The sequence below is a fragment of the Pseudomonas sp. 210_17 TE3656 genome (assembly GCF_054821965.1).
The window spans coordinates 4,724,417-4,745,764 of sequence record NZ_JBTRBC010000001.1; the positions used below are offsets into that span (position 1 = coordinate 4,724,417).

Annotated in this window: 15 protein-coding genes; 8 read left to right on the top strand and 7 right to left on the bottom strand. The window is 60.8% G+C overall.

From position 1 onward, the window contains the following. Window positions 1–7 precede the first annotated feature (7 nt). From ACVI9W_RS22050 to ACVI9W_RS22070, 5 genes are all read right to left on the bottom strand, one after another. Entirely contained in the window at window positions 8–418 is a 411-nt protein-coding gene (locus ACVI9W_RS22050) for a 5-carboxymethyl-2-hydroxymuconate isomerase (protein WP_461531193.1), read from the bottom strand. Between the two features lie 72 nt (window positions 419–490). Continuing rightward, window positions 491–1,414, bottom strand: coding sequence for a 3,4-dihydroxyphenylacetate 2,3-dioxygenase (hpaD, locus tag ACVI9W_RS22055; protein WP_461531194.1), 924 nt, complete (start codon window positions 1,412–1,414; stop codon window positions 491–493). Between the two features lie 117 nt (window positions 1,415–1,531). Next, window positions 1,532–2,992, bottom strand: coding sequence for a 5-carboxymethyl-2-hydroxymuconate semialdehyde dehydrogenase (gene hpaE / locus ACVI9W_RS22060; RefSeq protein WP_422420518.1), 1,461 nt, complete (start codon window positions 2,990–2,992; stop codon window positions 1,532–1,534). Window positions 2,993–3,016: 24 nt separating this feature from the next. Beyond that, a complete protein-coding gene (locus tag ACVI9W_RS22065) occupies window positions 3,017–3,781 on the bottom strand; it encodes a fumarylacetoacetate hydrolase family protein (protein ID WP_461531195.1) in 765 nt (254 codons plus the stop codon). 10 nt (window positions 3,782–3,791) lie between these two features. Beyond that, window positions 3,792–4,448 (bottom strand): fumarylacetoacetate hydrolase family protein, encoded by a 657-nt coding sequence (locus tag ACVI9W_RS22070; RefSeq protein ID WP_461531196.1) that lies wholly within the window; start codon window positions 4,446–4,448, stop codon window positions 3,792–3,794. A gap of 232 nt (window positions 4,449–4,680) precedes the next feature. Here ACVI9W_RS22070 and hpaR point away from each other — a divergent pair, with 232 nt between their 5' ends. Then, window positions 4,681–5,103, top strand: coding sequence for a homoprotocatechuate degradation operon regulator HpaR (hpaR, locus tag ACVI9W_RS22075; protein WP_157192057.1), 423 nt, complete (start codon window positions 4,681–4,683; stop codon window positions 5,101–5,103). Between the two features lie 26 nt (window positions 5,104–5,129). Then, the gene (gene hpaA, locus ACVI9W_RS22080) at window positions 5,130–6,029 is read left to right on the top strand and encodes a 4-hydroxyphenylacetate catabolism regulatory protein HpaA (protein ID WP_422420534.1); all 900 of its coding nucleotides are present in this window, start codon (window positions 5,130–5,132) and stop codon (window positions 6,027–6,029) included. 411 nt (window positions 6,030–6,440) lie between these two features. Here hpaA and ACVI9W_RS22085 read toward each other — a convergent pair whose 3' ends face one another. Continuing rightward, window positions 6,441–7,706, bottom strand: coding sequence for an OprD family porin (locus tag ACVI9W_RS22085; protein WP_461531197.1), 1,266 nt, complete (start codon window positions 7,704–7,706; stop codon window positions 6,441–6,443). A 334-nt stretch (window positions 7,707–8,040) separates the two neighbouring features. Between ACVI9W_RS22085 and ACVI9W_RS22090 the strand changes: the two genes are divergently transcribed. From ACVI9W_RS22090 to ACVI9W_RS22100, 3 genes are read left to right on the top strand one after another with little or no spacing between them, the layout of a single operon-like run. Then, window positions 8,041–9,063 carry a TRAP transporter substrate-binding protein gene (locus ACVI9W_RS22090; RefSeq protein WP_461531198.1) on the top strand — a complete coding sequence of 341 codons (1,023 nt, stop codon included), beginning with the start codon at window positions 8,041–8,043 and terminating at the stop codon, window positions 9,061–9,063. Window positions 9,064–9,068: 5 nt separating this feature from the next. After that, a complete protein-coding gene (locus ACVI9W_RS22095) occupies window positions 9,069–9,602 on the top strand; it encodes a TRAP transporter small permease (RefSeq protein ID WP_461531199.1) in 534 nt (177 codons plus the stop codon). Further along, window positions 9,599–10,921 (top strand): TRAP transporter large permease, encoded by a 1,323-nt coding sequence (locus ACVI9W_RS22100; RefSeq protein WP_157192062.1) that lies wholly within the window; start codon window positions 9,599–9,601, stop codon window positions 10,919–10,921. Before ACVI9W_RS22095 ends, ACVI9W_RS22100 begins: the two co-directional genes overlap by 4 nt. A 768-nt stretch (window positions 10,922–11,689) precedes the next feature. On the opposite strand, the gene ACVI9W_RS22105 is transcribed toward ACVI9W_RS22100, so the two are convergent. Next, a complete protein-coding gene (locus ACVI9W_RS22105; protein WP_461531200.1) occupies window positions 11,690–12,898 on the bottom strand; it encodes an MFS transporter in 1,209 nt (402 codons plus the stop codon). A gap of 240 nt (window positions 12,899–13,138) precedes the next feature. Here ACVI9W_RS22105 and ACVI9W_RS22110 point away from each other — a divergent pair, with 240 nt between their 5' ends. The 3 genes from ACVI9W_RS22110 to ACVI9W_RS22120 all read left to right on the top strand — a co-directional run bounded on the left by ACVI9W_RS22110 (window position 13,139) and on the right by ACVI9W_RS22120 (window position 21,333). Continuing rightward, window positions 13,139–14,308: a p-hydroxyphenylacetate 3-hydroxylase oxygenase component gene (locus ACVI9W_RS22110; RefSeq protein ID WP_461531201.1), complete on the top strand. Its 1,170-nt coding sequence runs from the start codon at window positions 13,139–13,141 to the stop codon at window positions 14,306–14,308. Window positions 14,309–14,365: 57 nt separating this feature from the next. Continuing rightward, window positions 14,366–15,304 (top strand): p-hydroxyphenylacetate 3-hydroxylase reductase component, encoded by a 939-nt coding sequence (locus tag ACVI9W_RS22115; RefSeq protein ID WP_461531202.1) that lies wholly within the window; start codon window positions 14,366–14,368, stop codon window positions 15,302–15,304. Between the two features lie 209 nt (window positions 15,305–15,513). Then, window positions 15,514–21,333 (top strand): CHAT domain-containing protein, encoded by a 5,820-nt coding sequence (locus ACVI9W_RS22120; protein WP_461531203.1) that lies wholly within the window; start codon window positions 15,514–15,516, stop codon window positions 21,331–21,333. Window positions 21,334–21,348 lie beyond the last annotated feature (15 nt).

Consider the following 21,348-nt stretch of genomic DNA (forward strand, 5'->3'; position numbering starts at 1 on the left):
TGAAACCTCAGGAAGTCTTGTTGAACAGGGGATGCAGGCTGCTGTGTTTGCCGTCGTAGACCTGGCCTGGGCTTTCATCGATCTGCAGGGTGATGCCCAGCGGGCGCTGCTGCAGGATGTCGTCGAGGAAGGTGCGCAGCACCGCAAGCAAGCTGTCGCCGACGGTTTTGTGCACGGCCGCGCTGCGCCCCGCGCCCATGCGCAGGTTGGCGTAGAGAAAACCGTAGTCACCCTTGCCATCGGCCACCGCGCAGTGCGCTGCGGGATAGGCCAGAACACGGGTTCCGCCGGTGGGAAATACGGCTTTGCCGCTTTCGTCACGCTGCTGCAGCATGCTGTCGGCCAGGGCCCGGCACAGGCCGGGCATATCCGCTTGCTGTTCAAGGTCGGGGGTGTAGAGCAGTACCAGGTGAGGCATGGTGGTTATCCTGCATAAAGACCGGCACAGGGCCGCTCCGGTGTGGGCAGCGGCCGCTGTGCGGGGCGATGATCAGAGCCGGCTGGTAGACACCACGTCGGCCGGGTTGGACGCCTGGGCTGGCGGCAGGCTCGAGCCATCCTGTGGCGTTACCGGGAACACGGCGTTGATTTGCCCGGTACCGGAAGCGGCGAAGTAGGGGGTCAGCACTTCGACCTTGGCGTCGTACTTCGACCAGCCCAGAGCGCCCAGCAACATGGCGGTGTCATGCATGAAACCTTCGCCATGCCCTTTGGCCGCGTACTCCGGCAGCATCGCGCAGAAGTCCTCCCACTCAGCGTTTTCCCACATCTGGATGACGCGTTCGTCGAGGTTCTGCAGGAACGGGCTCCAGATCTTGGTGGCGAATTCCGGTGCCTGGCCGTTCTGGGCAAAGCGGTGCGACAGCGAGCCGCTGGCCAGGAACGCCACGGTGCCGTCGTACTGTTCCTCGACCGCCTTGCGCATGGCCCAACCGAGGCGGGCGCTGTCGTTCAGGTAGTGCGAAGTGCACAGCGACGACACCGAGATCACCTTGAAATGCTGGTCGGCGTTCATGTAGCGCATCGGTACCAGGGTGCCGTACTCCGGCGCCAGGGTGGTGGCATCGTGGGCCATGGTTTCCACCCCGAAGGCATTGCACGCCTCGGCGAGGATCTTGCCCAGCGCCGGGTTGCCGGGGAACTCGTATTCCATGTTGCTGATGAAGTGCGGCAGCTCGTTGCTGGTGTACAGCCCCTTGAAGTGCGGGCCGCAGTTGATGTGGTAGTTGGCGTTCACCAGCCAGTGGGTGTCGAACACGACAATGGTGTCCACGCCCAGCTCGCGGCAGCGCCGGCTGATCTCGATATGGCCGTCGATGGCCGCCTTGCGAAAGCCCTGGCGCGGGCCAGGCAGTTCGGACAGGTACATCGACGGTACGTGGGTGACTTTGGCAGCCAGAGCAACTTTGCCCATGGTACTTCTCCTCGCGTGGCCCGCAGGGGCCTGATTCTTGTGATTGGTCTGCACGCAGGAAACTGGCGACCCTTACCGGGTTATAAACCCGGTCGGGTCACTCTTGCGAGCCGTACGTCACACGCCCCAGCGCGGGATGTGGTGGCTGCCCATGGAAATGCACACGTTCTTGATTTCGGCGAACACCTCAAAGCTGTATTCGCCGCCTTCACGACCGGTGCCCGAGCCTTTCACACCGCCGAACGGCTGACGCAGGTCGCGTACGTTCTGGCTGTTGATGAACACCATGCCGGCTTCGATGCCGCGGGCCAGGCGATGTGCCTTGCCGATGTCCTGGGTCCAGATGTACGAGGCCAGGCCGTATTCGGTGTCGTTGGCCAGGCGCAGGGCTTCGGCTTCGTCCTTGAATTTGATCAGGCACACCACCGGGCCGAAGATTTCTTCCTGGGCGATGCGCATCTTGTTGTCGACGTTGGCGAACACTGTCGGCTGGATGAACTGGCCTTTGGCCAAATGCGCCGGCAGGTTGGCCGGGCGCTCCAGGCCACCGGCGAGCAGGCTGGCGCCTTCTTCGATGCCGATCTTGATGTAGCCGGTGACCTTGTCGTAGTGCGCCTGGGTGATCATCGAACCGACTTGCGTTTTCGGATCGGTCGGATCGCCGACAATCAGGCGTTTGGCGCGGGCGGCGAATTCGGCGACGAACTGGTCGTAGACGGTTTCCTGGATGAAGATGCGGCTGCCGGCGGTGCAGCGTTCGCCGTTCAGCGAGAAGATGGTGAACAGCGCGGCATCGAGGGCGCGATCGAGGTCGGCGTCATCGAAGATCAGCACCGGCGACTTGCCGCCCAGTTCCATCGAGTATTTTTTCAGGCCGGCGGTCTGCATGATCTTGCGCCCGGTGGCGGTGCCGCCGGTGAACGAGATGGCGCGCACATCCGGGTGGCGCACCAGGGCGTCACCAGCGGTGGCGCCGTAACCTTGCACCACGTTGAGTACGCCCGGTGGAATCCCGGCTTCCAGTGCCAGGCGCCCCAGCTCGTTGGCGGTCAGCGGCGACAGTTCGCTCATCTTCAGTACTGCGGTGTTGCCCAGCGCCAGGCACGGCGCGGTCTTCCAGGTGGCGGTCATGAACGGCACGTTCCATGGCGATACCAGGCCACACACGCCAACCGGTTGGTACAGGGTGTAGTTGAGCATCTGGTCGTCGACCGGATAGCTGTGGCCGTCCATGCGTGTGCAGACCTCGGCGAAAAAGTCGAAGTTGTGCGAGGCGCGCGGGATCAGCACGTTGCGGGTCTGGTGGATCGGCAGGCCGGTGTCGAGGGTTTCCAGCTCGGCCAGTTGCGGTACGTTCTGCTCGATCAGCTCGCCCAGTTTGCGCATCAGCTTGGCGCGTTCCTTGGCCGGGGTGTTGGCCCACTTCGGGAAGGCTTCCTTGGCGGCTGCCACGGCCAGGTTGATTTCCTCGGCGCCGCCGCTGGCCACTTCACCGATGGCTTCGCCGGTGGCCGGGTTGTAGTTGGTGAAGACGTCCTGGCTTTCGACTTCCTGACCGTTGATCCAATGCTTGATCATCTTGCTTGCCTCTGTTGTTCCGGGTTAGCCGCGGGCGGCAAAGAATTCGCTTTCGCTGACGATGCGGTTGACCAAGCGGCCAACGCCTTCCACTTCCACCACCACTTCATCGCCCGGGACGACGTCGGCCAGGCCCTCGGGCGTACCGGTGGCGATCATGTCGCCCGGCTGCAGGGTCATGAAGCTGGAGAAGTATTCGATCAGGTAGGGGATGTCGAAAATCATGTCGGCGGTGCTGCCTTCCTGTTTCAGCTCGCCGTTGATCCAGGTGCGCAGCTTGAGTTGCGACGGATCGGGTACATCGGCGGCATCGACGATCCACGGGCCGACTGGCGTGGTGCAGTCGCGGTTCTTCACCCGCAGGTTGGGGCGGTAGTAGTTTTCCAGGTAGTCGCGGATGGCGTAGTCGTTGCACACCGTGTAGCCGGCCAGGTAGCTCAGGGCATCCTCGCGCTTGACGTTACGCGCCGGCTTGCCGATCACCGCCACCAGTTCGCACTCGTAGTGCATGTACTTGACGTTGTCCGGGCGCCAGGTGACCTGGTTGTGGCCGGTGTAGGTGCCGGGCGACTTGATGAATGCCAGCGGCTCGGTCGGCGCCTTGAAGGCCAGCTCGGCGGCATGGTCGGCGTAGTTCAGGCCGAGGGCGAACATGCTGCCCTCGGCAGGCGGCAGCCATTGCACGGCGTTTTCAGCGAGCAAGCGGCCGTCTGCCAGGCGCACGGCGTTGTCGGCTTCAACGGTGACGGCATGAACCTGATTCTCGTAGCGGATGCGGGCGTGTTTCATGGCTGTCTCCTTATTCCGCCACAACGGTGTTGGTCAGGCGGCCCAGGCCGCTGATTTCGACGACTACCTGGTCGCCTGGCTGCACATCGACACGGCCTTCCGGCGTGCCGGTGATCAGCACGTCACCGGCGTGCAGGGTCATGAACTCGCTGAGTTCGGCGATCAGCTGGGGGATGCTGCGCACGAAGTTGGCGGTGGTGTTTTCCTGGCGAAGCTGGCCGTTGACCAGCAAGGTCAGGGTCAGGTTGTACGGGTCGGCCACTTCGCTCACGGCAACCACTTCGCTGCTCAATGCGCAGAAACCGTCACGGCATTTGGCTTTCACCGCAGGGCGGTAGTAGCTGTCTTCCGGCAGGCTGAACTCGTTGACGATCGCATAACCGGCTACGTACTCGAAGGCCTGCTCGGCACTGACGCGGCTGGCGTCTTTGCCAATCACCACACCCAGCGCCGGGCCTGGCTGCAAGCGCTCGCCGGTTGGCATGACTACCGGTTGGCCATCACTGTTACGGGTGTTGGGGGTCTTGATGAACAGCACCGGCTTGAGCGGTGGTTGCTGATAGGGCGGCTGATTGAACTCGGCCAGACGGCTTTGCAGCAGGCCTTGGTAGTTCAAGGCAATGCCGAACAGGCTGCCTGTGGCGATTTCGCTGGTGGCGCGACGCATGCTTCACTCCTGGATCAGGCTGGGCAGTCCCCAGTTGATAGCGGTGACGATGCTCTGTGGGGAGGGCAATCGCCGGGAAATTGTTAACATGCTAATGTTATAATTAATATGTTAACGATGGTCAAGTCATGGATCCCCTCACATGACTTGAGAACGCCGGTTTGCGTCGGCTCAACGTTGTTGCTTAAATCGTTCAGTGTTTTCTTTATTTGGCCGGAGCGCCGTTTCCCCTATGCCTGTACCTCGTCCCTCACTGACATTGACCCTGCTGCAGGCCCGTGAAGCGGCCATGGGTTTTTTTCGTCCATCGCTCAATCAGCACGGCCTGACCGAGCAGCAATGGCGGATCATTCGCATCCTGCGCCAGAACGGTGAGCTGGAGAGCTATCAGCTGGCCGAGCAGGCCTGCATCCTCAAGCCGAGCATGACCGGCGTGTTGACGCGCATGGAGCGTGATGGCCTGGTGCGCCGCTGGCGTTCGCCGCAAGACCAGCGCCGCGTGCATGTGGGGCTGACGGAGAAGGGCCAGCAGTGCTTCGTGTCGATGAGCGAGGATATGGAACGCAATTACCAGCGTATTCTTGAGCAGTTCGGCGAAGACAAGCTGCAGCTGCTGCTTGGCTTGCTCAATGAGTTGAAGCAGCTCAAGTACTGACCGCCAACCTAGAGTGAGTAGTGCTGATGGCAGTGCGGCCGCCCATCCCCAACATCCATATCGGCCAGGCCTACGATCAGCGTTATGCCGATGCCCAGGTGCATTACGAGGCGTTGGGCAAGCTGGCGGATTTCTTCGGCCGTAACATGCCGGTGCACCGCCATGACCGCTTTTTCCAGGTGCATTACGTCAAGAGCGGCACGGTGCGGGTGTACCTCGATGACCAGCGCTACCTGCAGGAAGGGCCGATGTTCTTCCTCACGCCGCCGACCATTCCTCACGCCTTTGTCACCGATGCGCACAGTGACGGCCATGTGCTGACGGTCAGTCAGCAGTTGGTCTGGCCGCTGCTGGAAGACAGTGTCGGGCTGGCCGCTGGCGCGCGTATTGCGCCGATCTGCGTGGCGGTGGGAGATCTGGATGAGGCGTATGCCGATGAGGTGGCACGCCTGAATCTGCTGTTCGATCAATTGCGCAGTGAATTCGCGGGCAGCCAGCCCGGGCGCGCCTTGAGCCTGGAAGCGCTGACGCGGCTGATTTTTATCAGCTTGCTGCGCTTGTCGGCGCGGTCGTTGACGGCGCAGTCGTCACGCAGCGAAGACCTGCACATTTTCCAGCGCTTCAATCTGCACATCGAGGCGCATTACCTCGAGCATTTGCCGCTGAGCCGTTATGCGCAATTGCTGGGGGTTACCGAGGCGCGCCTGAATGATGTTTGCCGGCGTATTGCCGATATGCCGTCCAAACGCCTGGTGTTCGAGCGGCTGATGCAGGAGGCCAAGCGGCTTTTGCTGTTCACCGGGAGTACGGTGAACGAGATCTGCTACCAGCTCGGGTTCAAGGACCCGGCTTATTTCAGCCGGTTTTTTACGCGGCATGCAGGGGTGACGCCCGGTGAGTATCGGCTGCGTAGTCGGGCCATCTGACGTCCGGTGTGAGCAGGCCCACGGTGGGAGCGGGCTTGCCCCGCGATTGGGCCCCCGAATTTGCAGACATATCCATTTGCCAAGGCGGCGCTGAGTCACCTTTCCGCCCTTACGGCGGCTTACTTTTTTTCAGTCGAAAAAAAAAGTAAGCAAAAAATTCTCGCCCCACCAGGGGCCCTACGCTGCGCTTCGGGTCCCTTCGCTCCGGTGCCGCTACGGGGCATTGCGAGCTACGAGTTGCACGCAACTCTACGCTTCGCAACTTCGGCTAACGCCGAAGGCGCTGCGCGCTAGCCCCTCCACGACACCTCCACTCAGCCCTACTGGTTAACGGGGCGGGTGGATCAAGATCAAGAGCAGATCAAGATCAAGAGCACAATTCGCTGCGCTCTTGCTTTTCGGTGGTGTGTATCACAACAGTGGCAAGGTGTAGCCGATGATGATGCGGTTTTCGTCAATATCCGAGGTCAGGCCGGCGCTGGAGCGGAAGGTGGCGTTGCGCAGGCGGATGTTGAGGTTTTTGAAGGTGCCGGACTGGAAGGTGTAAACCAGGTCGGTGTCACGTTCCCATTCTTTGCCACCGCTGACTTTTGCCGTTTCGATGTTGCGGCCGTTGACGTAACGGGTCATGAAGGTCAGCCCCGGCACGCCGAGGGCGACGAAGTCGTAGTCGTAGCGGGCTTGCCAGGCGTCGGTGCCGGCTTTGGTGAAGGTGTTGACGGTCACCAGGTTGACCGAATACGGGTCCAGACCAGGGAAGGCAAAGTCGCCGTCGCCAGACAGGCTCTGGTAGCCAGCCCCGAATTTGTGGGCGCCGACGCCCAGGGTCAGCATGCCGTTGAAGAAGCGGTTGTCGATACGGCCTGCATCGACCCGGGCGGCGCTACGGAAGTTGTGGTCGCCGCTTTCGCCGGTGTCGAAGTAGCGCAGGTCGGTCTTGAGGGTGATGCCTTCGGCCAGGGTAGCGCTGTGCACCAGCCCGGCGTAGTGCTGCTGGTAGATGTTGTCCATCTGCGCGTAGTAGTAGCTGGCTATCAGCCCCGGGGTGAGGGCGTAGCTGCCGCCTGCCAGGTCGAGGTGGGCGCTTTCGACACCGTTGTAGTTCATCTCGTCGTTGCTCGACGAGTCGCGCAGGTTGATCTTTTCCAGGCGCCCGGCGTTGAGGGTCAAGCCGCCGATTTCCTGGGAGTTGAGCAGGGTCCCGGCATAGGTGGAGGAGAGCAGGCGCGTGTCGTTGTAGGCGGCTACCGGCAGTTGAGGCTGCAAGGTGCCGATTTTCAGCACGCTTTTCGACAGCCGTACTTTGGCGGCCAGCCCCAGTTCGCTATAGGTGTCTTCCGGTTCCTGGCTTTCGGCACCGAAGGCCAGCAGGCCAGTGCCGCGACGATCACGGCTGGAGTCGAGCTTGATCGCGGTCTCGGCGATCGCATCCAGACCAAAGCCAAGGGTGCCTTCGGTGAACCCCGATTCAACCCGCGCGGTGAAGCCCTGCGCCCATTCTTCGGCCTTGGCCTGGGGTGCGTTGCTTTGCCGGAAGTCGCGGTTCATGTACATGTTGCGGGCTTCAAGGCTGGCCTTGGTGTCGTTGAAAAAATCGGCGTTGGCGACCTGGCTGAGGCCACAGGCGGTACCGAACAGGCAGACGAGTGCCGGGGTAGTGCGTGGAATCCTGATCATTGTTCTTGTCTCTAGGATTGGTGTTGGCTGTCGACACGACGTTGAGTCTTGGGTCGTGCCTAATTTATGTAGCCATATTGTTAAGTTATTAACAATAGTCCTTTTCATGCTGAGAAAAGATCTTTGATCGGGTTTTCAGCTGTTTTTAGTCGATAAATAATTGAATCTAAACGGTAAAAACGCTTTTTTCAGCTCGTTGGAATGAGTCGCGCACGGCTGAGTCAGCACGCTTAGTGGTTGACAATCTCAGCGAAAAAATTAACTTATTAACGTATTGCGCTTCCTCACAGCTATCGCGCCAGCGTGGCCACAACAACAACACGGAGCTAACACCATGAAAACAATCACAATTGCTGCCCTGTGCCTGGGTATAGCGGGCGCGGTGTCGGCTCAGGCCGCCGAGACGGTCACGCTCAAAGTCGCTCACTTTTTGCCATCCACCTCAAACGCCCAGGCCAACATCATTGAACCGTGGTGCGAGCAGCTGCGTCAGGAGTCCAACGATCGCATCAAGTGCCAGCTCTATCCTTCGATGCAATTGGGCGGGACGCCGGCCAAGCTGGCCGACATGGCGCGTAATGGCGTAGCCGACATCGTCTGGACGGCGCCAGCCTATTCGGCAGGCAAGTTCCCGCGTGTCGAGGCGCTGGAGTTGCCTTTCGTGCTGCCCTACGGCGGCAAGGCGGGTAACGCGATCATCTGGGATTTCTACCAGCAGTACGCCAAGGACGACTTCAAGGGCTACAAGGTGCTGGTCGTGCACGGTGATGGCGGCATGAGCCTGCATACCCGCGGCAAGGCTGTGCAGACGCTGGCCGACCTCAAGGGCCTGAAGCTGCGGGCTTCGAGCCGTACTGCAGCAAAAACCGTCGAGAGTCTCGACGCCACGCCGGTGAGCATGCCGCCGGCGCAGATGACCGAAGCGATTTCCAAGGGTGTGGTCGACGGTGCCCTGGCTGCCTGGGAAGTGGTACCGGCAACCAAGCTGGACGAAGTGACCCAGTACCACAGCGTGACCCCGGCCGGGCAGCCGGCATTTGGCTACACCGTGCTGGCGATGCTGATGAACCAGCGCAAGTTCGACAGCCTGCCGGCTGACCTGCAGGCGATTATCGAGCGCAACAGCGGCAAGGCGCTGTCCGAGCGCTTCGCCACGGCCTGGGACAAGGCCTCGGATGCTGCCTATGCGGCAACGCCAGCCGCTGGCTTGATCAATATCGATGCCAAAGCCTATAGCGAAATGCAGGCGTCATCGGTTGATGCGGTGCAGCAGTGGATCAAGGAAGCCAATGACAAAGGCCTGGATGGCCAGGCGCTGGTACAGGACGTACGCAGCCTCTCCGGCCTGGCGCAGTAATCGCCATGCAGGAATCTCTGACCATTGAATTTGATGCCGAGCAGCATCGCGGGTGGGTGCGCCGCACCTTGTTGTGGGTGACCCAGGGCTTTGCCATGGCGGGCGGAGTGTTGTTGGTCGGCCTGATCGCCATGTCGATCGTCTCGATTATCGGGCGCAAGCTGTTCTCCATGCCGGTGCGGGGCGATATGGAGTTGGTGGAGGTGGGCGCGGCGATTGCCATTGCTGCGTTTCTACCGCTGTGCGAATTGCGCGGTACGCACATCAAGGTCGATGCGCTGACCTCCTGGCTGCCCGCGTGGGTGCGCAACAGCCTCGATTGCATCGGTCATCTGTTGTGCTGCGCCGCAGCCTGGATTCTGGCCTGGCGCACCTGGCTGCAGATGCTCGAAAGCCACGAGTTCGGCGATTCGACCACACTGCTGTCGTTCCCGTTGTGGATTCCGTTGTTGCTCATCGTCCCCAGCCTGGCGCTGTTGGGTTTGTGCGCCCTGGCGCGTGTGCAGGACATCTGTGGTAAAGCCGGGAGGCAGGCATGAGCGGTCTGGTATTGGGGCTGATTGCCCTTGGCATCACCACTTCGCTGTTGCTACTGCGGGTGCATATCGGCGTGACCATGCTGATTGGCGGCGCGGCGTGCTTCTGGGCAATCAACGACGGTGACCTGTCGAGCCTGTTGTTCACCCTCAACTCCCTGGCCTATTCGCGGCTGTCCAACTACGACCTGGCGGTGATCCCGCTGTTCGTGATGATGGGGCAGTTCGCCACCCATGGTGGATTGTCTCGGGCGATTTTCCGTTGTGCGGCGGCGTTCATCGGTCACTGGAAGGGCGGCATGGGCCTGTCGGCGATTGGTGCTTGCGCCGGTTTTGGCGCGATCTGCGGCTCGTCGCTGGCCACCGCCGCGACCATGAGCCACGTGGCACTGCCGGAGCTGCGCCGGCACAACTACTCCGGACGCCTGGCCACGGCAACCGTGGCGGCCGGTGGCACCCTGGGCATTCTGATTCCGCCCTCGGTGCCGCTGATCATCTATGCCGTGCTGACCCAGGAGTCGATCGCCAAGCTGTTCGTTGCGGCCATCGTGCCAGGCGTGGTGGCCATCGTCGGTTACATGATCGTGCTGCGCATCATGGTTTCCCGGGATGAGAGCCAGGCGACCGTGTCGCCCAAGGCCTCGCCGGTCGAGCGGGTCAAGGCGCTGGTCAGCGTTTCGCCGGTCATCGGTGTGTTCCTGGTGGTGATCGTCGGTATCTACGGCGGCTGGGCCAACCCCACCGAGGCGGCCTCCATCGGTGCGGCGGCCTGTGGTGTGCTTGCGGTGTGCCAGGGGGGCATGCGCTGGAGCGGTTTTCGCGCAAGTATGCTCGGTACCGCCGAAACCACAGCGATGATCTTTCTCGTCCTGCTCGGCGCCGACCTGCTCAATTCGGGCCTGGCACTGACGCAGATGCCTGGCGAACTGGCAGCCTGGGTGATCGGCAGTGGTCTGGCGCCGATGCTGGTGCTGATCATCATCCTTGGCCTGTACCTGCTGCTGGGCTGCGTGATGGACTCGCTGGCGATGATCCTGCTGACCATCCCGATTTTCTACCCGATGATCATGGGCCTGGATTTCTTCGGCATGAGCGAGACGGACAAGTCGATCTGGTTCGGTATCCTCGCTCTGATGGTGGTGGAAATCGGGCTGATCCATCCGCCGCTGGGGATGAATCTGTTTATCGTCCAGCGCAGCGCTGGGGATGTGCCCTATGGCGAAACGGCCAAGGGGATCGTGCCGTTCCTGTGTTCCGATTTGCTGCGTATCGCCTTGCTGGTCGCCTTCCCGGGACTGAGCCTGTGGTTGCTGACGGTCTGAGTTTTTCTCTGCTTTACTGAGCCGCCTTCGGGCGGCTTTTTTATGGGTCTTCATGGAATTATGGGGGCGAGCTTATCCATTTTGTGTGGTGACGCTGCTGGCCCCTTCCGCCCTTACGGCGGGTCCCTTTTGTCTTGGCAAAAGGAACCAAAACCGCTGGCTCCTGCATCCGGCCCTTCGCTGCGCTCCGGGTCCCTTCGCTACGGCACCTTCCGGGGCCACGCGGCCTACGACTTGCTTCGCCAAGTCTACGGCTCGCGCTCTTCGGCTACGCCGAAGGTGCTACGCACTGGCCCCTACAGGCACCTCCGCTCAGCCTCCTGAAGTCGCAGTCCGTGGCGCCTGAACTTGCGTGTTTGAAGATCAAGATCAACATTTTGAAGCGGGATTTTCCCGCGGTGCGATGTAACTGGCAGGTCGATATCGCGGGGCAAGCCCGCTCCCACTGGAAGACCAATTAACCCGGTGGGAGCGGGCTTGCCCCGCGATGGCATCAGCCTGGCTCCGCCAGAATCTGATTTCGAAGATGCGTCAATGCAGGCGCCACCCGTAACTTTGCGACTTCAGGAGGCCGTGATGCCCCTGGAAGGCACCGTAGCGAAGGGACCCGGAGCGCAGCGTAGGGCCGGATGCAGGAGCAGGCGGCTTTGCCTACTTTCCCCAAGAGGAAAGTAGGCCGCCGTAAAGGCGGAAGGGGCCGGCAGCGTCACCACACCAAATGGATAAGCTCGTAGCTATTTTGTATCGCTGCCTACCTGGCCTTTCGCCTTACCCGTGCTTGACCCGCTGACGGCGTGCTGCCCAGCTGCAGTAAACGAGCAACAGCGCACCGGCCCCCAGCAGCACCGCAGGCGCTCCGAGGTGCGCGGCAAGCAGGCCGGCGAGCAGGCCGCCGATGGCATCGAAACCGAAGCGCGTCGAGGTATACAGGGCCACGACCCGGCCGCGCAGGGCCTCGGGTGCCTCGCTCTGCAGCAAGATGTTGGTGCCGACGTTGCACAGGGTGATCGCGAACCCGAGCACCGCCATGGCCAACAGTGACAGCCATAGCTGGGTGCTGGCGGCGAACACCAGCATCGCCAGCGCACTGCCCGCGGCACTGGCGAGAATGAATCGGCCCAGTGGCGCGGTGTTGCGATTGCCGGCCAGGACCACACTGGCAATCAGTGAACCCAACCCGGCGGCCCCCCACAGCCAGCCAAGGGTGCGGGCATCGCCGGCGAAGATGTCGCGGGCGAATACCGGCAGCAGTACCACGTAGCTGGAGGCGGTGAGGTTGATCACCATCACACTGAGCATCAGCTGTTTCACCTGCGTGTTGTCCAGCGCGTAGCGCATGCCTTCGCGGAACACATTGCGAAATGATCCGCTGGCTCGTTGCGAGGGGAGCTGGCGCACACAGGCCAGGCCGATCACCAGGGCCAGGTACGACGCCGCGTTGAGGCTGAAACAGACCGCCTCGCTGACCACCGCCAGCAACAGCCCGGCCAGTGGCGGGCCGATGAAACGCGACAGGGTGAACAGCAGCGCGTTGAGGGCCAGGGCGTTGGGCAGGTCCTGGCGGTCATCGACGAACTGGCTGAGCAACGACTGACGTAACGGTGTGTCCACGGCATTGAGAACGCCGAGCAGGGCGGCCATGGCCACGATCAGCCCTGGACCTATCAGCTCGCTGGCGGTCAGCCCGGCGAGGATCAGCGCCTGCAGGGCGAGCGCGGCTTCGACCATGATCAGTAGCCGACGTTTGTCATGGCGGTCGATCCAGGCGCCGGCAAACGGCCCCACCAGCAATTGCGGAATCAGCGCGGCAAAAGTGGTCAGGCCGAGCAGGGCGACCGAGTCGGTCAGCCGGTAGATCAGCCAGGACAACGCCACCTGCTGGATCCAGGTACCCAGGGTGGAAATCGCATGGCCAATGAAATACAGGCGGAAATTGCGGTGGCGCAGGGCGCGCAGGGAGCTGGGCCAGTGACGCATGACGGAGTACAGCTCCGGTGCTGGATGGGGGCGTTATGGTACTGGTTTCGTTGTCTTGTTAACAATTTTTTAAGCACACCAAAGCCATTTCTGCCTTGGGCGCAATCAAGACTATGAAAAGTGCAATGCAGAGTGCGGAATGTCCATTTTTGCCGTTGCCCGGGCTGCGCATAATCCATTTCAGCGTCTGCCTGCACACCGCTCCAGCCAGGCGAATTTCTAACAATAAGGTCGCTAACAATGAAAAAGCCAACCCCGCTCCTTGAAGCACTCAAGGAGATTCTCCCTGTCATCGCCGCCAACGCCGCCCAGGCCGAAAAGGACCGGATGGTCCCGGCCGAGAACATCGCGATGCTCAAGGGCATCGGCCTGCACCGCGCGTTCCTGCCCAAAGCCTATGGCGGCATGGAAATGTCCCTGCCGGATTTCTGCGATTGCATCGCCTTGCTCGCCGGTGCCTGCGCCAGTACCGCCTGGGCCATGAGCCTGCTGTGCACCCACAGTCATCAACTGGCGATGTTCTCCAGACAATTGCAGGATGAAATCTGGGGCGCCAACCCGGACGCCACGGCCAGCAGTTCGATTGCGCCGTTCGGCAAGGTCGAGGAGGTCGAGGGCGGCGTCATGTTCAGCGGCCAGATGGGTTGGAGCAGCGGCAGCGATCATGCCGAGTGGGCCATTGTCGGCTGCCGCCGCCTGAATGCCGAAGGCGCGCAGGATTACTGTTTCGCGGTGCTGCCGCGCAGCGACTACACAATCCTGGATGACTGGTATGCCATGGGCATGAAAGGTAGCGGCACCAAAACCCTGTCCATCGACAATGTCTTCGTCCCCGAGCACCGCATTCAGAAAGCCAAGGACATGATGGAGGGCAAGTCCGCCGGCTTCGGTCTGTACCCGGACAGCAAGATCTTCTACAGCCCGTATCGTCCGTACTTCGCCAGCGGCTTTGCGACCATCGGCCTGGGCATTGCCGAGCGCATGCTCGAGGCCTTCAAGGAAAAAACCCGCAACCGCGTGCGGGCCTACACCGGCGTCAATGTCGGTGCGGCGACGCCGGCCCTGATGCGCCTGGCCGAGTCGACGCACCAGGTGGCGGCTGCCCGTGCCTTCCTGGAGAAAACCTGGCGCGACCACGCCGAACATGGCGAGCGTCATGAATACCCCAGCCGTGAAACCCTGGCGTACTGGCGTACCAATCAGGGCTATGCGGTGAAGATGTGCGTCCAGGCGGTTGATCGTCTGTTCGAGGCCGCTGGCGGCACGGCCTGGATGGAGAGCAACGAGCTGCAGCGCTTGTGGCGCGACTCGCACATGACCGCTGCCCATGCCTACACCGACTATGACGTCTGCACCCAGATTCTCGGGCGTGAGCTGATGGGCCTTGAGCCTGATCCAAGCATGGTCTGAAGACCTCACTCTTTTTCCCGAATCGACCTGCCGGGTTCGCCCGGCACTGAGGACATCATGACCGACCAACAAGATGCGGGCTTCGATCCGCGCGCTTTTCGCCGTGCCTTGGGTAATTTCGCCACCGGTGTGACGATCATGACCGCCGCCGTGGGCGGCCGTAAAGTCGGCGTCACTGCCAACAGTTTCAACTCGGTTTCACTGGAGCCGGCGCTGATTCTCTGGAGCATCGACAAGCGCTCCACCAGCTATGAGGTGTTCAACGATGCCAGCCACTTTGCCGTGAACATTCTGGCGGCTGACCAGATCGATTTGTCCAACCAGTTCGCCCGGCCCAAGGACGACAAGTTTGCCGGGATCGAATGCGAGGAGGGTGCCGGTGGTGCGCCGCTGTTCAGCGACTGTGCAGCGCGCTTTCAATGTGCAATGCACCAGCAGGTCGACGGTGGCGATCACTGGATTCTGATCGGCAAGGTGGTTGCCTTCGACGACTTCGGTCGTTCACCGCTGCTCTATCACCAGGGTGCCTATTCTTCGGTGCTGCCTCATCCGCGTCTGGCATCGCGTCCTGAAGGTACAGGCAAGAGCGCCTTCCAGGGCCGCCTGAGCCATAACCTCTATTACCTGATGACCCAGGCTGTACGCAGTTACCAGGCCGACTATCAGCCACGTCAACTGGCCAGCGGCCTGCGTACCAGTGAAGCGCGCATGCTCATGGTCCTGGAGAATGATTGCGGCCTGGACATGAACGGTTTGCAGCGTGAGGTGGCGATGCCCATGCGCGAGATTGAACAATCGGTGGACATCCTGAAACGCAAGGGCCTGGTCGAGGATCGAGACACTGGCTGCTTTGGCCTGACCGCTGAAGGCATCGAGCAAACCGAAGCGTTGTGGACCATAGCCTCCGAGCAGCAGGGCAGGGTCTTTGCAGACTTTTCGCCGGAGCAGATCGAAATGTTCAAACGCATGCTTAAACAGGTTATTGGCAGTTGTTGAGCAGGCTCTTTTTAAACGGATTTAAAAAATACTCAAAAGTAAGCGCGATAATAGTCATGCCTGGATAATGGTTTTCGCTATTAACTAAGCGTGAGTTGTTATGTTTTTGAAACACTTGTTTTTTTGCGCAGTTGTTAAATATAAAAGGTGCTCTTGAAATGTAACTAAGCATGAACTGTAGTGAGGGGGTGGATGCCGAGGGAATAACCATGAAGCCGACTGACGCCCCGCCGCTGATCAAACTCCCCCTTGAGCATTCCGCCGATGCTGCGGCCATGCCACTTCAGACATTCGCCGCATCGACAAGTCGTAGCGCCGGCGGCGGGCCGGTCAGTACCCTGGATAACGTACGGGTGATAAAAGCCTGGGGGCTGACAGCGGCCGCACGTTCCAGCGACGCCCCTCACAGTGAAACCCTGCACGATCCCCATGCTCTGCTGGCGCTGGAAGCTAACGATGGTTCGACCATTTTCATTCGCGCCGATGCACTGGTCGAGCAGTTGCGCCGCACCCGCCCGGATGTGCTGGATAGGGATGGTGCGGTCGATTTTGCCCGTTTCACTGACATCCAGGGCAAGAGCCGGGGGGTGCCGGATTGGATCTGGCGGCAGGTCAGGCAGTTGGTACTTGAAGATGACGACATCACGGAATTGGCCAAGGAGGAGTTCAAGAAGCTGATAAAGGATAAAGCGACTGACCTGGCTGTCGACTGGGCTGCACAAAAGGGCGCCACTGCGCTAATGACTGCCATCGAACGCCAGCTTGCCGGCCCTCCTGGACTGTACCGCTGGAATGGTGGGGTATTGAATCCGCAGGATAAGCTTGCAGACGGCACCGCACTGCAGGCTGACAGGCCGATTTTGTTGTTCATCCACGGCACCGGTTCGCACACCATGGGCAGTTTTGGTGAGTTGCCCAGCACCGCCGCCTGGAAAGACCTGCAACTTAAATTCGGCACGCAGATTGTCGGCCTTGAACACTGCACCTTCTCGCAAAGCCCGATCGACAATGCACTGCAAGCGCTGCAGTACTTGCCAGACCATGCCCAGGTGCAGTTGGTCAGTCATTCACGTGGCGGGCTGGTTGCCGATTTGCTGTGCATGGACCCCAACGACCCGCATCTGGGGGAATGGATCGGGCGCTATCGGCGCACGCCCAGGCCCGATGAAATCGAGCGGGAAAAACAAGACCCGGCATTGACCGCAGAACGTCTGGAATTTGCAGAAACTGAACAGAAAAAACTGCGGGATCTGGTCGACCTGCTCAAAGTCAGGCAATTGAAAATTACTCATTATGTGCGGGTCGCAGCCCCGGCTCGCGGCACCGCGCTGCTTTCGGATAACCTTGATGTATTCCTTTCCTGCCTGTTGAGTCTGGTGCGCAAGTTTGCCTCCTGGGGAATTGGCACAGCGGTGGGCGCCGTCGCGACACCGGCTGCCGGCAGTGCTGCCGCTCAAGTGGCGGCCCGCAGCCTGAAGCTGCTTGAACGTGTGGTGCTGGAAATCGCCGACAAGCGTATGCAGCCGCAGGTGGTTCCCGGTATCGAGGCGATGCTGCCCGAAGCCCCCATGGGCATGTTGCTGGCACGCGCTGCGCCACTGCCGAACCTGAAAATGGTCATCGTAGCCGGTGATACCAGCGAATCGGCCAGCAGCATTCTTCAGCGTATCGGTTTTATGTTCGTCGACTGGGCGCTGTTCGACCGCGCCCGCAATGATCTGGTGGTCAACACCGACTCGATGTATGGCGGGTTGTTCGATCACGCCCAGCAACCCCATGCAATGGCGATCGAAGGGCCGCAGGTCAACCATTTCCATTATTTCCGCGATACGGTCAAGTACCTCAATCGACCACTGCCCAGCAGTTTGAGCGACTGGCTGTTGGACAAGATGGTGCTGCCCAAAGTCGCCGCAGCCGCCGTGGAACGAGACACGGGTGAAGTCCGGTTGGTGAGCAGTCAGCTGGAGACCGAACCGGTCGTGTTCCTGTTGCCCGGGATCATGGGCAGCAGCTTGAGTGTTGGCGACGAGACGTTCTGGCTCAATCCGCTGAAACTTGCCCTGGATGGCCTGGACGGTATTGCCATGAGCGCGCCGAAGGTCAGCAGCACTGGGCTGATCGAATTGGCTTATGAGGATTTGTATGCCTACCTCGATGAAACCCATGACGTAGTTAAGTATCCCTATGATTGGCGTCAGCCGTTGGAAAGTCTCGGTACAGACTTGGCCGCAACGTTGCGCATACAACTTGCGAAACAGCCAAACAGAAAAATCCGCTTGCTGGCTCACAGCATGGGGGGGCTGGTCGTTCGTGCGGCCTTCAAGCAGGACCCTACGCTCTGGGCGGCGCTGATAGCGCAAGCCGATGGCCTGGTGGTGATGCTGGGCACCCCTAACCATGGGTCCTATTCCATGGTCGAAACCCTGCTGGGACAGTCCGATACCATACGCATGCTGGCTCGCGTCGACCTGAGCAACGAACTGAAGGAAATCCTGAAAATTGTCGGCGAGTTCCCGGGAGCTTTGCACCTTCTACCCGCCCCGGATTTCGAGGACATCGGTGGGCGCAGCCCGGTAGATTTGTTTGGCGCTGCCAGCTGGAGTCAGTTGGCATTGAAGAACAATGACCGCTGGTTTGGCAACGAACTGGGGTCTCATCCGGATAAAGTGTTGCTGAACCGGGTGAAGGAGTACTGGCAGACACTTGAGGACAATAGCTGGGTCGACCTGGCGCCTGATCGGGTCAGTTATGTCTATGGCCAGGGGAAGAACACGCCCTGCGGCCTGGATATCAGTGGTCAGCAATTGATGTTGCGCGGCACTGCACAAGGCGACGGTACCGTGACCTGGCGCTCCGGCAAGCTCGGCAACCTGCCTGACAATCGTTACTGGTACATGCCAGTGGTCCACGGTGAGCTGGCATCCGCCAGGCACTATTTTTCCGATATCGAGAACTTGCTGCTCAAGCGTACGCCAACGTTGCTCAAGCGCCTGCCCAGCAGTCGTGCGGGTGAGCGTTCGGGTGCGCTGGTGAGCTTTCGCGGTGGGCCGCCGGCTTATCCTGCCGATACCCAGTTGCTCAACCAGGTGCTCGGCACCACCAGTAGCCTGGAGCCGAAACCGCAACTGACAACGCTGCAGATCAATGTCCTGGCAATGAACTTGAGTTGCGTCCAGGTGCCGCTTATTTGCGGGCACTATCGGGGCGATCCGATTTCCGGCGCCGAAGCCGCCATCGATCAGACCCTGGTCAACGGCGCACTATCCCAGCGCCAGCGCCTGGGCTTGTACTCGGGTGAGCTGGGCAATGCCACCGTGGTACTGGTGCCACGCACGGCTACCGAGGTAAGCCGTGGCACAGGGCGTGGCGCACTGGTTATCGGTCTTGGGGAAATGGGCGAGCTGACGCCTGAAGTCGTCACCCAGGCGGTCCGCAGCGGTGTATTGCGTTACCTGCTGAACGCGGTGGACCAGTACGCGCAGGTAACTCGCATGGACGACCCTGACAGGCTTGAACCGCTGTTGCCGCTGCACATCGCCAGTTTATTGCTGGGAACCAACTCCAGTGCGCAGTTGACTGTGGAAGAGTCGGTCCGCGCCGTGACACTCGGCGTCCTGCAGGCCAACCGCGAGTATGCTGCCGTTTGCGCAGGACCCAAGGGCCGCCCGGCGGCGGTGACCCGCCTGGACATAGTCGAGATGTATGTCGATGCGGCGATCTGTGCCGGTTACGCGGTAGCGACCCTGGACCGCGAACTGGCCGGCGAGCTCCAGCGCCTGAACAGTCGCCTGGAGGTGGCGCAGGCGGTGCAGTTCGGTGAAGGTGCAAGGCCGCGCCTGAGCGTCACCCCTCCGGGTGATTACTGGCCGCGCCTGCAAGTCAGCAGTGCCGACACTATTGGCCACAACAGGGCGTGTGCAAACCAGGGGGAGGTCAGGTTCGACCGGCCAGCGCAACGCTTCAACTACCTGTATATGGGGCAACGCGCCAGGGTCGAGGCGGTGATCGATCAACGTCAGCCAGGGCTGCTGGAACGTATGGTCGATAGCGCCTTGCGCGGGCAGAACAATACCCGCTACGACTCTACGGCGTTCTTCGGCAATAGCCTGTTCCAGTTGATGCTGCCACTCGGATTCAAAAGTGCCGTGCGCAAGTCCGACAATCTGATTCTGGTGCTAGATGACAGCAGTGCCAACTTGCCGTGGGAGATGCTTGAGACCGACGGCGTTCCCTTGATCAAGCGTACCCGGCTGGTTCGCCAGTTCATCACTCGGCAGTATCGGCGAGAGGTGGTACGCACTGACCTGATGAATGCTTGCGTCATTGGCGACCCGAGTACCGTGGGGTATTTCAAGCAATTCAAGCCCAAGGGCGAAGGACCCTGGCCGGAGCGGCTGGTGGAGTTGCCCGGCGCCTTGCGCGAAAGTCAGACGGTCAGCCGCGTGCTGGATGGTGCGGGGTATACCACTTGGAGTCTCGGTCGCGACGCCACTGCCGTGGAAGTGCTCGACCAGTTGTTCGCCCGGCCTTATCGGGTGTTGGTGATCTGTGCCCATGGTGTGTTTCGTAGCAAAGACAGCAACGGGCAATTGCGCAGCGGGGTGGTGTTGTCGGATGGCTTGCTGCTGACGGCCGCCGAGATCGACCGCATGGAAACCGTGCCGGACTTGGTGTTCCTCAGTTGTTGTCACCTGGGCAAAGTTTCGGTCGGTGAGCAGGGAGGCAACCGCTTGGCGGCGAGCCTGGCGCAGGAGCTGATCAATATGGGCGTGCGGTGTGTGGTTGCGGCAGGCTGGGAGGTCGATGACAGTGCGGCGTGCTGCTTCTCAGAAACCTTTTTCAACCGCTTGGCCATTCACGGCGATCATTTCGCCGAAGCCATTGCCTGTGCGCGTCTGGATACCCTCGAGCAGTTTCCCGGCTGCAACACCTGGGGTGCCTACCAAGCCTATGGTGACCCAATGTTCCAGCTCAGGTTGCTACCGTCAGGCGACGGCAGCAACAGCTGTTTGCGCGGTTCTCCAGAACTGCTCGACTGGCTGGAAGAACAGCGGATGTCAGCGGCCAACTCGAGCTCTGCAGCGGCGGTCAAAGGCTTTGAACAACTTCAGGATCAGGTGAACAAGCGTCTGGAGGGTCTGCCGGAAAGTTGGATCAACCAGGCCGAAGTCCAGTACGGTTTGGGGTTGCTGTATAGCGAATGGAGCGAAGTTCAGGCGTTGACTGCCTCTCGAGAGGCATTGTTGCAAGCGCTGTCGCGCTTTAATGGTCGCGGCTGCGTGCCCATGACGGCGGTGGAAAAACTGATCGATGTGGAAGTTCGCCAGGCCTACCTGACGGCGGACCCGAAGTCTGGTTCCGCCACTGCGGATTTCAAGGAAGCCGGCAGGTTGATCCAGGTGGCTATCGCGCGCGCTGATCACTTGAGTGATATGTGTGAGGGTACACAGGGCGTATTGCTTGCGCGGCGTCAGGTCATGCGTGGGCGGGGCCTCAAACGTCAGGCCCACATCGCGTTACTGCAGAGCCTCCGCCAGTCAAGATCCAAGGCACTGGATAAATTCATCGTACAGAGTCTTGACGCCGCCAGGCAGGCCTATGCCGTGGGCGAAGACGCAGCCGCTTGCGACTGGAATCCCTACGCCATGCTTAACCGGCTCCAGCTCGAAGTGATGTGCCGTCCCGGACCTCTGTCGTTTGCCGAGCTGGATCGCTGTCTGGCTGAGGCGCAGGTCCGCTATAAACGATACTTCGGAGTGTTTGATGCGGTGATGAAGGCCGATGTGCAGCTGACCCGCTGGTTGATTAGTGTCACCGGGAGGTCTTCAGTGAAGGAGAACTTGACTGAGCGCCAACTCATCGACGGCTACGATGATGCGCTGGCTGGCCAGCGCATATCGCAGCGGCAGTTCGAGTCGGTCGTGCGCCAGTTGCAGATGATTGCCAAGTGGCTGGAGTGGTCTGGCAAAACAGACGATGCACAAGTGCTGGATAAAATTGCCAGGGTCCTGGACGCACGCCGTGGATGATGGCGTCGAACCTGT